16 protein-coding genes are annotated in these 15,230 nt (G+C 55.6%); 14 read left to right on the plus strand and 2 right to left on the minus strand.

The features are described from left to right. Positions 1–2 precede the first annotated feature (2 nt). The 5 genes from yceG to ptsG all read left to right on the plus strand — a co-directional run bounded on the left by yceG (position 3) and on the right by ptsG (position 5,192). The gene (yceG, locus tag FY206_RS09950) at positions 3–1,025 is read left to right on the plus strand and encodes a cell division protein YceG (RefSeq protein WP_032639674.1); all 1,023 of its coding nucleotides are present in this window, start codon (positions 3–5) and stop codon (positions 1,023–1,025) included. Then, positions 1,015–1,656 (plus strand): dTMP kinase, encoded by a 642-nt coding sequence (gene tmk / locus FY206_RS09955; protein WP_032639676.1) that lies wholly within the window; start codon positions 1,015–1,017, stop codon positions 1,654–1,656. The genes yceG and tmk overlap by 11 nt, the downstream gene beginning before the upstream one ends. Beyond that, positions 1,653–2,657, plus strand: a complete 1,005-nt coding sequence (gene holB / locus FY206_RS09960; RefSeq protein WP_032639678.1) for a DNA polymerase III subunit delta' — start codon at positions 1,653–1,655, stop codon at positions 2,655–2,657. Before tmk ends, holB begins: the two co-directional genes overlap by 4 nt. Before the next feature lie 10 nt (positions 2,658–2,667). After that, positions 2,668–3,462: a metal-dependent hydrolase gene (locus FY206_RS09965; RefSeq protein WP_032639679.1), complete on the plus strand. Its 795-nt coding sequence runs from the start codon at positions 2,668–2,670 to the stop codon at positions 3,460–3,462. Positions 3,463–3,758: 296 nt separating this feature from the next. Beyond that, on the plus strand, positions 3,759–5,192 hold the full coding sequence (ptsG, locus tag FY206_RS09970; RefSeq protein WP_014831454.1) for a PTS glucose transporter subunit IIBC: 1,434 nt from the start codon (positions 3,759–3,761) through the stop codon (positions 5,190–5,192). 141 nt (positions 5,193–5,333) lie between these two features. Here the strand turns inward: ptsG and fhuE are convergent, their stop codons facing one another. Further along, a complete protein-coding gene (gene fhuE / locus FY206_RS09980; protein ID WP_077064082.1) occupies positions 5,334–7,523 on the minus strand; it encodes a ferric-rhodotorulic acid/ferric-coprogen receptor FhuE in 2,190 nt (729 codons plus the stop codon). A gap of 350 nt (positions 7,524–7,873) precedes the next feature. On the opposite strand from fhuE, the gene hinT reads away from it, so the two are divergent. The 8 genes from hinT to FY206_RS10020 all read left to right on the plus strand — a co-directional run bounded on the left by hinT (position 7,874) and on the right by FY206_RS10020 (position 13,962). After that, complete coding sequence (hinT, locus tag FY206_RS09985; protein WP_006809243.1) at positions 7,874–8,233, plus strand: purine nucleoside phosphoramidase; 360 nt, start codon at positions 7,874–7,876, stop codon at positions 8,231–8,233. A 1-nt stretch (position 8,234) separates the two neighbouring features. Further along, positions 8,235–8,609: a YcfL family putative periplasmic lipoprotein gene (locus FY206_RS09990; RefSeq protein ID WP_032639681.1), complete on the plus strand. Its 375-nt coding sequence runs from the start codon at positions 8,235–8,237 to the stop codon at positions 8,607–8,609. Positions 8,610–8,619: 10 nt separating this feature from the next. Continuing rightward, a complete protein-coding gene (lpoB, locus tag FY206_RS09995) occupies positions 8,620–9,267 on the plus strand; it encodes a penicillin-binding protein activator LpoB (protein ID WP_032639683.1) in 648 nt (215 codons plus the stop codon). Further along, positions 9,248–10,072 (plus strand): thiamine kinase, encoded by an 825-nt coding sequence (thiK, locus tag FY206_RS10000; RefSeq protein WP_032639684.1) that lies wholly within the window; start codon positions 9,248–9,250, stop codon positions 10,070–10,072. Before lpoB ends, thiK begins: the two co-directional genes overlap by 20 nt. Before the next feature lie 11 nt (positions 10,073–10,083). Continuing rightward, on the plus strand, positions 10,084–11,109 hold the full coding sequence (gene nagZ / locus FY206_RS10005; protein ID WP_032642532.1) for a beta-N-acetylhexosaminidase: 1,026 nt from the start codon (positions 10,084–10,086) through the stop codon (positions 11,107–11,109). Between the two features lie 34 nt (positions 11,110–11,143). After that, positions 11,144–11,686, plus strand: a complete 543-nt coding sequence (gene ycfP / locus FY206_RS10010; RefSeq protein WP_032639685.1) for an alpha/beta hydrolase YcfP — start codon at positions 11,144–11,146, stop codon at positions 11,684–11,686. Between the two features lie 238 nt (positions 11,687–11,924). Further along, on the plus strand, positions 11,925–13,229 hold the full coding sequence (locus FY206_RS10015; RefSeq protein ID WP_032639686.1) for an NAD(P)/FAD-dependent oxidoreductase: 1,305 nt from the start codon (positions 11,925–11,927) through the stop codon (positions 13,227–13,229). A gap of 193 nt (positions 13,230–13,422) precedes the next feature. Next, complete coding sequence (locus FY206_RS10020) at positions 13,423–13,962, plus strand: glycine zipper 2TM domain-containing protein (RefSeq protein WP_008500779.1); 540 nt, start codon at positions 13,423–13,425, stop codon at positions 13,960–13,962. 58 nt (positions 13,963–14,020) lie between these two features. Here FY206_RS10020 and FY206_RS10025 read toward each other — a convergent pair whose 3' ends face one another. After that, a complete protein-coding gene (locus FY206_RS10025; RefSeq protein WP_032639690.1) occupies positions 14,021–14,656 on the minus strand; it encodes a TetR/AcrR family transcriptional regulator in 636 nt (211 codons plus the stop codon). A gap of 244 nt (positions 14,657–14,900) precedes the next feature. On the opposite strand from FY206_RS10025, the gene bhsA reads away from it, so the two are divergent. Beyond that, a complete protein-coding gene (bhsA, locus tag FY206_RS10035) occupies positions 14,901–15,158 on the plus strand; it encodes a multiple stress resistance protein BhsA (RefSeq protein ID WP_032639692.1) in 258 nt (85 codons plus the stop codon). Positions 15,159–15,230 lie beyond the last annotated feature (72 nt).

Raw genomic sequence — 15,230 nt, forward strand, 5'->3', positions numbered from 1 at the left:
TCATGAAAAAAATGTTGCGCTTTGTCCTTATCCTCATCGTTGTGCTGGGCGTCGCTGGCGGAGCAGGCGTATGGAAAGTTCGCCAGCTGGCGGACAGCAAGATCCTGATTAAAGACGAAACGATCTTCACCCTGAAAGCGGGAACCGGCCGTCAGGCGCTTGGGGAACAGCTTTATGGCGACAGGATTATTAATCGTCCACGGGTATTCCAGTGGCTATTGCGCGTTGAACCGGAGCTGTCACATTTCAAGGCCGGGACCTATCGCTTTACGCCGGGAATGACCGTCAGAGAGATGCTTCAGCTGCTGGAAAGCGGCAAAGAGGCCCAGTTCCCCCTGCGGTTTGTGGAAGGGATGCGCCTGAGCGATTACCTCAAACAGCTGCGCGATGCGCCGTATATCAAGCATACGCTAAAAGACGATAGCTATCAGACGGTGGCTGAAGCGCTGAAGCTTGAGCATCCGGAATGGGTTGAAGGCTGGTTCTGGCCTGACACCTGGATGTACACGGCCGGCACGACCGATGTGGCGATCCTGAAGCGGGCGCACAAAAAAATGGTCGCCGCCGTGGATGCCGCCTGGGAAGGCCGAATGGAAGGATTGCCTTACAGCGATCGGAACCAGTTCGTGACCATGGCTTCGATCATCGAGAAAGAGACGGCCGTGGCTGCCGAGCGCGATCGCGTGGCGTCAGTATTTATCAACCGTCTGCGCATCGGCATGCGCCTGCAAACCGATCCTACCGTTATTTACGGCATGGGCGAGAGCTACAGCGGAAAGATTTCGAGGAAAGATCTCGAGACGCCAACGGCGTATAATACCTACGTCATTAACGGCCTGCCGCCAGGCCCGATTGCCACGCCGAGCGAAGCGTCACTCAAAGCCGCCGCGCATCCGGCGAAAACACCGTATCTCTATTTTGTGGCTGATGGAAAAGGGGGGCATACCTTTAACACCAACCTTGCCAGCCACAATCGCTCTGTTCAGGATTATCTGAAGGCACTTAAGGAAAAAAATGCGCAGTAAATATATCGTCATTGAGGGACTCGAAGGGGCGGGTAAAACCACCGCCCGCAACGTGGTGGTGGATACGCTCAACGCGCTTGGCGTGGCGGACATGGTATTTACCCGCGAGCCGGGCGGCACGCAGCTGGCTGAAAAGCTGCGCAGCCTGGTGCTGGATATTAAATCCGTCGGCGACGAGATTATCACTGACAAAGCCGAAGTGCTGATGTTTTACGCGGCACGCGTTCAGCTGGTTGAGACGGTGATCAAGCCTGCCCTGGCCGACGGCAAGTGGGTGATCGGCGATCGTCACGATCTGTCCACTCAGGCGTATCAGGGCGGAGGTCGCGGTATTGACCAGACCATGCTGGCAACGCTGCGCAATGCCGTATTAGGTGATTTTCGCCCCGACCTGACGCTCTATCTGGATGTGACTCCGGAAGTGGGTCTCAAACGCGCCCGCGCGCGCGGCGAGCTCGACCGCATTGAGCAAGAGTCGTTTGATTTCTTTAACCGCACCCGCGCGCGCTATCTTGAGCTGGCCGCGCAGGACAGCTCCATTCGTACCATCGATGCAACGCAATCCCTGGCCGACGTCACGCGTGACATTCAGCAAACCGTGACGCAGTGGGTGCAGGAGCAGCAGGCATGAAATGGTATCCATGGTTGCGCCCGCACTTTGAACAGCTGATCGGCAGCTATCAGGCGGGACGGGGGCATCATGCGTTACTGATTCAGGCCCTGCCGGGAATGGGCGACGATGCGCTGATTTACGCCATCACCCGTTTTCTAATGTGTCAGCAGCCGGAAGGGCACAAGAGCTGTGGCAAATGCCGCGGCTGCCAGCTAATGCAGGCGGGCACGCATCCTGACTACTACACGCTCGAGCCTGAGAAGGGTAAAAGCGCGCTCGGTATTGATGCCGTGCGTGAAGTCAGTGAAAAACTGTATGAACACGCGCGGCTGGGCGGCGCTAAAGTGGTCTGGCTTAAAGACGCTACGCTGCTCACCGAGGCGGCGGCTAACGCCCTGCTTAAAACGCTGGAAGAGCCGCCGGTAAAAACGTGGTTCTTCCTCTCATGCCGCGATCCGGGACGATTACTGGCGACGTTGCGCAGTCGTTGTCGTCTTCATCACCTGGCGGTGCCTCAAGAATCGTGGGCGCTGAGCTGGCTTGCGCGAGAGGTGACAACGTCACCAGAAAGCGCGCTGTCCGCGTTACGCCTGAGCAGCGGTGCGCCCGCGGCGGCGCTGGCACTGCTACAAGCTGACGTCTGGTCAGAGCGTGAGGCGCTTTGTCGGGCCGTTGAAGCAGCGCTGGATAACCATGACTGGCTCAGTTTACTGCCTGCGCTTAACAGCGATCGGGTGGTGGAGCGTCTGCACTGGCTGGCCTCCCTGCTGTTGGATGCGCTTAAAACCCAGCAGGGGGCTACGCTTCTGACCAACCCGGACGCGTGGCCGCTGGTGAATACGCTGGCGAACCGCCTCTCAGGGGCGATTCTGCGCGCGATGCTTCATGAAGTTTGCCACAGTCGTGAACAGCTTTTAACCGTGACGGGTCTTAATCGCGAGCTTTTACTGACCGACCAGTTACTGCGTATTGAACACTACCTGCAACCCGGCGTTACGCCGCCGGTTTCCCATCTCTGAGAGAGACATTATGTTTTTAGTCGACTCACACTGCCATCTTGATGGCCTGGATTATCAATCTCTGCATAAAAACTTGGATGACGTGCTGGAAAAAGCCGCCGCCCGCGATGTGAAATTCTGCCTTGCGGTGGCGACGACGCTGCCGGGTTATCGCACGATGCGCGAGCTGGTGGGCGTGCGCGATAACGTGGTGTTCTCCTGCGGCGTGCACCCGTTAAATCAGGACGAGGCGTACGACGTTGAGGATCTGCGCCGACTGGCAGCGGAAGAGGGCGTGGTGGCAATGGGCGAGACCGGGCTGGACTATTTTTACACGCCGGAAACCAAACCGCGCCAGCAGGAGTCTTTCCGCAACCATATTCGCATTGGCCGCGAGCTGAACAAGCCGGTTATCGTCCACACTCGCGATGCGCGTGCGGATACCCTGGCGATCCTCCGGGAAGAAAACGTGACGGATTGCGGTGGCGTACTACACTGTTTCACAGAAGACAGAGAAACGGCGGGTAAGCTGCTTGATTTGGGCTTTTATATCTCGTTTTCGGGGATCGTGACGTTCCGTAACGCTGAGCAGCTGCGTGATGCTGCACGTTATGTTCCACTCGATCGCATCCTGGTGGAGACAGATTCTCCGTATCTGGCGCCGGTTCCGCATCGCGGTAAAGAGAATCAGCCCGCGATGACGCGAGACGTGGCGGAGTACATGGCCGTACTGAAGGGCGTCAGCATCGAAGAGCTGGCCCGCGTCACGACGGAAAACTTCTCCACGCTGTTCCATATTGACCCCGCCCGCCTGCAATCTGTCTGATACACCTGTTTTTTTTAGGCTCGTAATTAATAAACAAAGCGAGTAAAGTTCACCGCCTCATTTGGGGCGGTGAGGGTGTGTTTAGACACATCCAGACATGCTTTTTGTAAATAATTGCAAGTTTTTCGACCGCCTTAAGCTGAAACGTGATAGCCGTCAAACAAACTCAGAGGGAATTATTTTACTCTGTGTAATAAATAAAGGGCGCTTAGATGTCCTGTCCACGGCACGGTACTCCCCCCGGGCCAATGCGTGAAAGCGTAAAAAAGCACAAATACTCAGGAGCACTCTCAATTATGTTTAAGAATGCATTTGCTAACCTGCAAAAGGTCGGTAAATCGCTGATGCTGCCAGTATCCGTACTGCCTATCGCAGGTATCCTGCTGGGTGTCGGTTCTGCAAACTTCAGCTGGCTGCCAGCCGTAGTGTCCCACGTGATGGCCGAAGCAGGCGGTTCTGTCTTTGCTAACATGCCACTGATCTTCGCGATCGGTGTGGCTCTGGGCTTCACCAATAACGACGGCGTATCTGCGCTGGCTGCAGTGGTAGCTTACGGCATCATGGTGAAAACCATGGCTGTGGTTGCGCCGCTGGTTCTGCATTTACCGGCAGAAGAGATTGCCGCGAAACACCTGGCAGACACCGGTGTTCTGGGCGGTATCATCTCCGGTGCGATTGCAGCGTACATGTTCAACCGCTTCTATCGCATCAAGCTGCCTGAGTATCTGGGCTTCTTCGCGGGCAAGCGTTTCGTTCCGATCATCTCTGGTCTGGCAGCGATTTTCACTGGCGTGATCCTGTCCTTCATCTGGCCACCAATCGGTTCCGCTATCCAGACCTTCTCTCAGTGGGCTGCTTACCAGAACCCGGTTGTGGCGTTTGGTATCTACGGCTTCATCGAGCGTTGCCTGGTGCCATTCGGTCTGCACCATATCTGGAACGTTCCATTCCAGATGCAGATTGGTGAATTCACCAACGCGGCAGGCCAGGTATTCCACGGCGATATCCCACGTTACATGGCGGGCGACCCAACTGCAGGTAAACTGTCCGGTGGCTTCCTGTTCAAAATGTACGGTCTGCCGGCTGCTGCGATTGCAATCTGGCACTCTGCTAAACCAGAGAACCGTGCAAAAGTGGGCGGTATCATGATCTCCGCAGCGTTGACCTCGTTCCTGACCGGTATCACCGAGCCGATCGAGTTCTCCTTCATGTTCGTTGCGCCGATCCTGTACGTTATCCACGCGATTCTGGCGGGTCTGGCGTTCCCAATCTGTATCCTGCTGGGTATGCGTGACGGTACGTCCTTCTCTCACGGCCTGATCGACTTTATCGTTCTGTCTGGTAACAGCAGCAAACTGTGGCTGTTCCCAATCGTCGGTGCGTGCTATGCCGTTGTTTACTACACCATCTTCCGCGTGCTGATCAAAGCACTGGACCTGAAAACCCCAGGCCGTGAAGATGCAACAGAAGACAGCAAAGCAGGTGCGACCAGCGAAATGGCGCCAGCACTGGTTGCCGCGTTCGGTGGTAAAGAGAACATCACTAACCTGGACGCGTGTATCACTCGTCTGCGTGTGAGCGTTGCCGACGTAGCCAAAGTAGACCAGCCGGGTCTGAAAAAACTGGGCGCAGCGGGCGTGGTTGTTGCAGGTTCTGGTGTTCAGGCAATCTTCGGTACCAAATCCGATAACCTGAAAACCGAAATGGATGAGTACATCCGCAACAGCTAAGCTGTGACCTGGGGAGACTAAGGCAGCCGAATGGCTGCCTTTTTTATTAGTGCGGTTTGTTGTGCCGGGTGGCGGCTACGCCTTACCCGGCCTACGTGATGAGTAGGCCCGGTAAGCGTAGCGCCACCTGGCTTCTGTCACTCAAAAATCGTAACTCGCGCTCACTGAGACGTTCAGCGGCGCGCCATATACCACATAAGAGCCGACGTAATCGTAGTACTCTTTGTCGAACAGGTTGTTGACGTTCGCCTGAACGGCAAAATCTTTGGTAACCTGATAGCGGCTGAACAGGTTAACCAGCCCGTAGCTGCCTTGCTCTGCGCGGGATTGTCCCGCCGGGCCGCCATCCACATCCGTCCACACTTTGTTCTGCCAGTTTACGCCACCACCCACGGTCAGCGCGGGCAGCATCGGCAGTTGATAACGGGTGAACAGCTTCATGGTGGTGCGCGGCTGATCGGAACTTACCGCGTTGCCGTTCTTATCTTCAGCAATGTAGCGGGTCGCGCCGAAGGTCAGCTGCCAGTTATCGGTTAACGCGCCGTTCAGCTCGAACTCAATTCCTTTACTCACCACGCCGTCCAGCGATTCATAAATAGATTCGCCGCTCGGCATGTAGGTATAGGTATTGCTCGCCACGTTATCCTGTTCAATGCGGAATATGGCCAGCGAGGTGGTCAGGCGGGTATTGAACCAGTCTGCCTTCACACCGGCTTCGTAGCTTTTTCCCGTGGTGGGGTCGAGATAGCGTCCGCTGGCTTCACGCTTGTCCTGGGGCTGGAAGATGGAGGTGTAGCTGACGTAGGTCGACCAGTCTTCATTAATGTCGTAGACCAGGCCCGCGTAAGGCGTCACGTCATCTTTGGTGCTTTCCAGACGGGTGTCCGGGGAGCCAGCCGGATTATAGCGAATGTTATAATTGGTATAGCGCGCGCCGAGGATCAGATGCAGCGGATCGGCCAGCGAGAAGCGGGCGGAGGTATACGCTGAGGACTGGCGGATGTCGTCCTGGCTGTAGAGCTTCCACGGCGTCCACTGCGGGTCGGCAATGTTACCGTTCCAGTTCTTAAAGTTACCCACGTCAACCATGCCGTACAGCGCATCCGGCATCGTATTGTCATAATGGTTGCGCTGGCGGCTAAAGCTGCCGCCGAACATCATTTCGTGCAGGCGGCCAAAGAGATCGAAATCGCCGCGCAGGAAAGCGTCAACGGCATCCTGTTTACGTTCGCCACGGTTCCAGCCGCCGTATCCCACCATGCCCGCGCCGGTCTCTTTATCCGGATAGCCGGACATATACATCAGCTTGCTGTCAAAGTTGGTCTCCGCGTGCATGCCGTTTACGTGCGCTTCCCAGCCGTTGTCGAAACGCTGGGTCAGGTTAGCGAAGATGCGGGTGCTGTCCTTGTCCGAATAGGCCCAGTCAGGTGCGACGGTCTGGCTACGATCGTAATGGGTTTTGCTCCCGTCGCTGTACCAGGTCGGCAGTCCACCCCAGGTCGGACTGTCGGTGTTGCTTTCCTGATACTCATATCCCACAGAGAGGGTCGTGCTGTCGGTGACGTCCGCATCCATCACGCCGTAGAGGAATTTCTTCCGGTAGTGATAGTTATCCACGAAGCTGTCGTTATCCTGATACCCGGTAATCAGGCGGCCCCGCACCTTACCGGACTCCACCAGCGGCGCCTGGAGATCCAGCACGTAGCGCTGCTTGTCCCAGCTGCCGTAGCTGGCCGAGACATTCCCTTTGAATTCATTGCTGTCCGCATGCTTACGCACCATGTTGACGTACGCCGCCGGGTTGCCCGTGCCGGACATCAGGCCGGTTGCGCCGCGCACCACTTCGATACGGTCGTAAATCGCGGTATCGGCAGCGGTATCACCAAAGTTCCACACCTCGCTGATGGAGGTGGGAAGGTCGTCATAGGCGTAGTTACTGACGAAAAATCCGCGCGAGTAAAATACGGTTCGGTCGCTGTCCTGGACCTGCGCCGTTACGCCCGTGGTATTGGTTAACACCTGACCGATGGACTGCAGGTTCTGATCGGCCATGCGCTGCTGGCTAATCACGCTGACGGACTGCGGAATATCGCGGGGAACCAGCAGCAGTTTGGTGCCGGTGGTGGTGGTTTTTACGCTGTAATCTTGCTCCTGGCTTGCGGAAGGATCCTGCGTGTTGTCAAAACCGCCGTCTACGACAACAGTATCTTCGGTTGTTGAATCAGCGAAAGCGGCGGCTGGCATCAATGCCATAGCAATGCAGGCTGCCAGCAACGAAGGCGTTGCGACAGGCTGATGTTGCCCATCCCTGGTGTGATTAATAAAAGACATGATCAAACCCTTATGAACGGTGAAGGGGGTATGCGTCAGTCCCGCGGTGACGGGCTGGCGTCGTTTTCTATGTTAAAAATGCGCATGAAAATGCAAATGCGAAATATACGCATTGCTATTAATGCTGTAAACAGATGTGTCGACCCGATCTGAAATAATGTTTCAGCCCGTTTAGCTCCGCGAGCGGTCACTCTTCAGTCAGCTGATGGCTATTCAGGAAAGAAATCGAGGGAGGAGGTTGAAAGGACAGGAGAAACTCGCTCATACTCTTGAATTGTGTCACACGCTCATTCAGAGAGTGTGTTTACAGCGGACGCATTGCGCCAGATTAAACAAAAAAGGAAAAGGTCATGGCTGAAGAAACGATTTTCAGTAAAATTATCCGCCGCGAAATTCCGTCGGATATCGTCTATCAGGATGAACTGGTAACGGCTTTCCGGGACATTTCACCTCAGGCCCCGACGCACATCCTTATCATTCCCAATATTCTGATTCCGACTGTAAACGACGTAAAAACCGAGCACGAAGTGGCGTTAGGACGTATGCTGACGGTGGCCGCGAAAATTGCTGAGCAGGAAGGGATTGCAGAAGACGGTTACCGTCTCATCATGAACTGCAACCGTCATGGCGGCCAGGAAGTTTATCATATTCACATGCATCTGCTGGGTGGACGTCCTCTGGGGCCGATGCTGGCACATAAAGGTCTTTGATATGCGTAAAGGGCGTATTGCAGCGCTGCTAATGGCGATGATGATTGTGGGATGCAGCTCGCGTCCGGCGATCCCCGTGAATGATGAACAGACGCTGGTCATGGAATCCTCCGTGCTTGCCGCGGGCATCACGGCGCAACAGCCCGCGTTGACCATCAGTGAAATTAACTCGTCTGCCTCCTCTACGCTCTTTAATGAAAGACACGAACCCGTGACGGTCCACTACCGTTTTTTCTGGTATGACGTAAGAGGTCTCGAAATGCATCCGCTGGAGGCGCCGCGCAGCGTCACCATTCCGGCCCGATCGTCGGTAACGCTCTATGGCAGCGCCAACTATCTGGGTGCGCATAAGGTGAGACTTTATCTTTATCTCTGAGGGGTGAACCTTGATTAAAAACTTGAGCCGCTATGCGCTCGTGACAGCTTTTGCTCTGTTTCTGGCAGGGTGTGTGACCCGAACTGAACAGCCTGCGCCTGTGGAAGAGGCGAAGCCGGGTACGGAACAGCCGACGCAACCCGCGCAGCCGCAGCCAACCGTGCCGTCCGTACCGTCCATTCCGGCACAGCCTGGCCCGATTGAGCACCCGGACCAGACGTCACAGCCCGCACCGCGCGTGCGCCATTATGACTGGAACGGCGCAATGCAGCCGATGGTCGGTAAAATGCTGCAGGCACAGGGCGTGACGGCGGGCAGCGTGCTGCTGGTCGATAGCGTGAACAACCGTACCAACGGTTCGCTGAACGCGGGTGAAGCGACAGAAACGCTGCGCAACGCGCTGGCTAACAACGGCAAATTTACGCTGGTTTCGGCTCAGCAGCTCGCGGTAGCCAAACAGCAGCTGGGCCTGTCGCCGCAGGATAGCCTGGGTACGCGCAGCAAGGCGATCGGCATCGCCCGTAACGTTGGCGCCCAGTATGTGCTTTACTCTAACGCCACCGGTAACGTGAATACACCAGCCCTGCAGATGCAGCTGATGCTGGTTCAGACAGGCGAAATTATCTGGTCAGGTAAAGGTGCGGTTACGCAACAATGACAGCACGCGTGACGAGATTCTGACGCGCTATTTTCCTCAGTACCGTCTTATCGCGCCGCAGGCCCACTCCGGGCTTGGCGGCGCGAGCTGCATTATCGCGCAGGGCGAGCGTCGCCTGGTCTTGCGGCAACATCACGATCCCGACGCGCCAGCCTCCCACTTCCGCCGTCAGTTTCGCGCCCTCAAACGTCTTCCGTCAGATCTCGTGCCTGCCCCGCGTTTTTTCAATCAGGGCTGGATGGCCGTCGACTATCTGGACGGCGACGTTAAAAGCGCGCTGCCGGACACGTCAGAGCTTGCGGCGATGCTGTATCATCTGCACCGGCAGCCGCGTCTGGGATGGCGAATCACGTTATCTCCGCTGCTTGAACGCTACTGGCAGCAGGCTTCGCCTGACAGACGCACGCCAGCGTGGCTGGCTCATCTCAGGCGGTTGCGTAAAACCGGCGAGCCGCAGCCGATTCGGCTCGCGCCGCTGCATATGGATGTTCATGCCGGAAATATTGTCCATACGTCCGCGGGCATCAGGCTTATCGACTGGGAGTATGCCGGAGATGGCGATGTGGCGCTGGAGCTGGCGGCCGTCTGGTCGGAGAGTGACGCCGCGCGGCAGACGCTTATCAGGAATTACGCCGAGGTGGCACACATTAACGTCGACGCGCTGAGGCGTCAGGTCAAACGCTGGCGACCCTGGGTCGTCATGTTAATGGCGGGCTGGTTTGAAATGCGCTATCGGCAGTCCAGAGACAAACAATTTATTGCGCTGGCAGACGATGCCTGGCGTCAGTTACAAACGAAAGGATAAGAGAGGTGGATGTGGGTCCAGTCATGTTGGATGTAGAAGGGTTTGAGCTGGATGCGGAGGAGCGTGAAATTCTGGCGCATCCGCTGGTGGGTGGCCTGATCCTGTTTACCCGCAACTATCACGATCCGGCGCAGCTGCGCGAGCTGGTGCGTCAGATCCGCACCGCGTCGCGCAATCATCTGGTGGTCGCCGTCGATCAGGAAGGCGGGCGCGTGCAGCGTTTTCGCGACGGTTTTACCCGCCTGCCCGCAGCCCAGTCTTTTGCCGCGCTGCTCGGAACGGAGGAGGGGGGCACGCTGGCACAGGAGGCCGGCTGGCTGATGGCCAGCGAAATGATTGCCATGGATATCGACATCAGCTTCGCCCCGGTGCTGGATGTAGGGCATATCAGCGCTGCCATCGGCGAGCGCTCATACCATGACGATCCGCGTATTGCGCTCGCCATGGCGACCCGGTTCATTGACGGCATGCACGATGCCGGGATGAAAACCACCGGGAAACACTTCCCGGGGCACGGAGCGGTGACGGCGGATTCCCATAAAGAGACCCCGCGCGATCCGCGCCCGGAAGCGGAAATTCGCGCCAAGGATATGTCTGTGTTCAGGTCGCTTATCACCGACAACAGGCTGGATGCCATTATGCCCGCGCACGTGATTTACAGCGACGTTGACCCGCGCCCAGCCAGCGGCTCTCCGCACTGGCTGAAAACCGTTCTGCGTCAGGAGCTGGGCTTCAATGGGGTGATCTTCTCTGACGATTTATCGATGGAAGGCGCCGCGATCATGGGCAGCTACGCTGAACGCGGTCAGGCGTCGCTGGATGCGGGTTGCGATATGATCCTGGTCTGCAATAATCGTAAAGGGGCCGCTAGCGTGCTGGATAACCTGTCACCGATCAATGCAGAGCGTGTTACGCAATTGTATCATAAAGGTTCATTTAGCCGTCAGGAGCTGATGGATTCGGCGCGCTGGAAGACGGTCAACGCCCGGCTTGAAGACCTGAATGAGCGCTGGCAGGCCCATAAAGCCAGCCTGTAAACCCTCCCGGAAGGCGTAGCGTGGTGAGAAGACGATGATCATCTATTTACACGGTTTTGACTCAAACAGTCCTGGTAATCATGAGAAGGTGCTGCAGCTGCAGTTTATCGATCCGGATGTACGGTTGATCAGCTACAGCACGCGCCATCCGAAGCATGATATGCAGCATCTGCTCAAAGAGGTGGACAAGATGCTGCAGCTCAACGTCGACGATCGCCCGCTGATTTGCGGCGTGGGGCTGGGCGGCTACTGGGCGGAGCGGATTGGCTTCCTGTGCGACATTCGCCAGGTGGTATTCAACCCCAACCTTTTCCCGAACGAAAACATGGAAGGCAAAATCGACCGCCCGGAAGAGTATGTCGATATTGCGACCAAGTGCGTCAGCAATTTTCGTGAGAAAAACCGTGACCGCTGCCTGGCGATCCTGTCGCGTAATGATGAGGCGCTCAACAGCCATCGGTCAGCAGAACTGCTGCATCATTACTATGAGATCGTCTGGGACGAAGAACAGACCCACAAGTTCAAAAACATCTCCCCGCACCTGCAGCGTATCAAAGCGTTTAAAACGCTGGGATAACCCCATGCCCACAGGCGTCTAAGCCCGGCCGCGAAAGCGTGCCGGGCTTTCTTTTTGTCCAGAATTGTCTACTTTTAAGCCATCAAAACTTGATGCATATCAATTTTGGTATGACCAATGCGCCTGACGTGGTATTCTCAATGCACCTGAATGGTTTCAGTGCTGTAACCTGTTGTTAATTAAGGGTTATTTTTATAACTTTTAATTAACAATTGGTTAATAATTTGAGGGGGTCACGTTGACTACGCCATTGAAAAAGATAGTGATTGTAGGCGGTGGTGCTGGCGGGCTGGAGCTGGCTACGCAGCTGGGTAAGAAGCTGGGTCGCGGTAAAAAAGCCAAAATCACGCTGGTGGATCGTAACCACAGCCACCTGTGGAAACCGCTGCTGCACGAAGTGGCGACCGGCTCTCTGGATGAGGGCGTGGACGCGCTCAGCTATCTGGCGCACGCGCGTAACCATCATTTCCAGTTCCAGCTGGGCTCGGTGGTGGACATCAACCGTGAAAGCAAAACCATTACCCTGGCAGAGCTGCGCGATGAAAAAGGGGAGCTGCTGGTTCCAGAGCGTAAGCTGGCGTATGACACGCTGGTCATGGCGCTGGGCAGTACCTCCAACGATTTCAACACGCCGGGCGTAAAAGAGCACTGTATCTTCCTCGATAACCCGCACCAGGCGCGTCGTTTCCATCAGGAAATGCTGAACCTGTTCCTGAAGTACACCAGCAATATGGGTGCAAACGGTAAGGTGAATATCGCTATTGTCGGCGGCGGGGCAACGGGCGTTGAGCTGTCTGCGGAGCTGCACAATGCGGTGAAGCAGCTGCACAGCTACGGTTACAAAGGGTTAACGAATGACGCGCTGAACGTCACGCTGGTTGAAGCAGGTGAACGCATTCTGCCCGCGCTGCCTCCGCGTATTTCCGGCGCGGCGCACAACGAACTCACCAAGCTGGGCGTGCGGGTGCTGACGCAAACCATGGTGACCAGCGCCGACGAAGGCGGCCTGCACACCAAAGACGGCGAGTACATCAAAGCGGATCTGATGGTCTGGGCGGCGGGCATCAAAGCTCCTGACTTTATGAAAGATATCGGCGGCCTGGAAACCAACCGCATTAATCAGCTGGTGACGGAGCCTACGCTGCAAACCACGCGCGATCCTGAGATCTTTGCCATCGGCGACTGCGCCTCCTGCGCCCGTCCTGAGGGGGGATTCGTGCCGCCGCGCGCGCAGGCCGCTCACCAGATGGCAAGCCTGGTGCTGCACAACATTCTGGCGCAGTACAAAGGCAAGCCGATGAAAGCCTATGTCTATAAAGACCACGGTTCACTGGTGTCACTGTCCAACTTCTCCACCGTCGGCAGCCTGATGGGCAACCTGATGCGCGGCTCGATGATGGTAGAAGGGCGCATTGCCCGCTTCGTGTATATCTCCCTGTACCGTATGCACCAGATTGCGCTGCACGGCTACTTCAAAACCGGTCTGATGATGCTGGTGGGCAGAATCAACCGCGTGATCCGCCCGCGTCTGAAGCTGCACTAATCTTTCACTCCCTCCGGGCCCTCCGGAGGGAGTTATTAGCATTTCATGCTGTAGATCACAGATTGAGTGCTTAAGAGTTCTCCTAAATAGAATATATCTCCTCTTAACGCCCGTATTTTGATCCTTTATCTGATTGGCGCAGCGTTGCTTCCATAGCAAAATTGTTACCAATAGCAACAAAGGAGGAAGTCCCGTGAATAAATCAATGTTGGCGGGTATAGGGATTGGCGTCGCGGCCGCGTTAGGTGTGGCTGCCGTTGCCAGTCTCAACGTATTAGATCGCGGCCCGCAGTATGCTCAGGTGGTTTCTGCAACACCGATTAAAGAAACCGTAAAAACCCCTCGCCAGGAGTGCCGTAACGTCTCCGTGACGCATCGTCGTCCGGTGCAGGACGAAAACCGCATCGCCGGTTCTGTTCTGGGGGCGGTAGCGGGTGGCGTAATTGGTCACCAGTTTGGCGGCGGTCGGGGTAAGGATGTCGCGACCGTGGTCGGCGCGCTGGGCGGTGGCTATGCCGGTAACCAGGTGCAGGGCGCGATGCAGGATAACGATACCTACACCACGACTCAGCAACGCTGTAAAACCGTCTATGACAAGTCGGAAAAAATGCTGGGCTATGACGTAACGTACAAAATTGGCGATCAGCAGGGCAAAATCCGCATGGATAAAGACCCGGGCACGCAAATTCCACTGGATGGAAACGGCCAGCTGGTTCTGAATAACAAAGTGTAAAAAAGATGTTCTCTGAATTTAGCTCCTCATGCGCTCAGGCTGAGGAGCTTTTTTTGCTTCAGATTTTCAGTAGCTCAGGCCACAGCCGAAGCGTGGTTTCACTGATATTCTGCAGTTTTTCCAGCGTGGCCCCTTCGCGGGCGCTGATGGACATACCCTGCAAAATGCAGCTCAGGTATTGCCCCAGACGCTGAGGATTGCACTGGGCTGGAATTTCACCGCGCTGCTGGCGCTGAGCCAGAAATGCGCAGAGCGTCTCCTCCTGCATGGCATGACGCGATTTCACCGTTTTGGCAATCTCTTTTGACGATGCCGCCAGGGTGGCAGAGGTGTTAATCATAAAGCAGCCCGCAGGCGTATCTTTACTGGTGAAGCAGGTGGCGACGGCGGTGAAATAGTCCCGTAGCGCCTGTTCCACGCTTTTCTCTTCACAAAAAAGCTGGGCTTCGTGTTTCGCCGCAAAGCGGGAAATGTACCTGTCCAGCACCGCCCTGAACAGCCCCTCTTTATTGGTGAATTCCGCATACAGCGTTGGCGCTTTGGCTCCGGTCGCTTCGACCAGATCGGAAAGCGAGGTCGCTTCATACCCGTATTGCCAGAAGAGCGTCATGGCCTTATCAAGCGCGGCATCCCTGTCAAACACTTTTGGTCGGCCACGGCTTTTCTTCGCACAACTCGTGACGTCGGTTGTCATTTGCCGTTGGTCCTCTGTTGGTTTGGTGAATGATCATTATAAAAATAAACGCAACCCACGACCAGTGCAGATTGCTTAAAAATAAATTAATCATATCTGTATGAAAAATAACATATTTAAAATTTAATTAATGCTCGTTATAAAATTATATTGACGCGTGACATAGATCACATTTATGATTTACCTATCGATCGTTAACTAAATGATTAACGACCTCCAAATTCATCTGCTATAGGTAAACATCATGAAAAACGTAAAAACTCTTATCGCTGCCGCTGTTCTGAGCTCACTCTCTTTCGCAAGCTTTGCTGCTGTACAGGTTCAATCCTCCCCTGCCGATCAGCATAAAGTAGGTACAATTTCCGCGTCTGCCGGGACTAACCTGGGTTCCCTGGAAGATCAGCTGGCACAAAAAGCGCAGGAGATGGGTGCAAAATCTTACCGCATCACCTCTGTGACCGGTCCTAACACCCTGCACGGTACCGCCGTCATTTACAAATAAGCCGGGCATAAACCCTCATTTATGCCACTGCAATAAAAAACGCCTTGTACATGTGCAGTAATGCCAATCGTT

Source organism: Enterobacter chengduensis, assembly GCF_001984825.2.
Classification (GTDB): Bacteria; Pseudomonadota; Gammaproteobacteria; order Enterobacterales; family Enterobacteriaceae; genus Enterobacter; species Enterobacter chengduensis.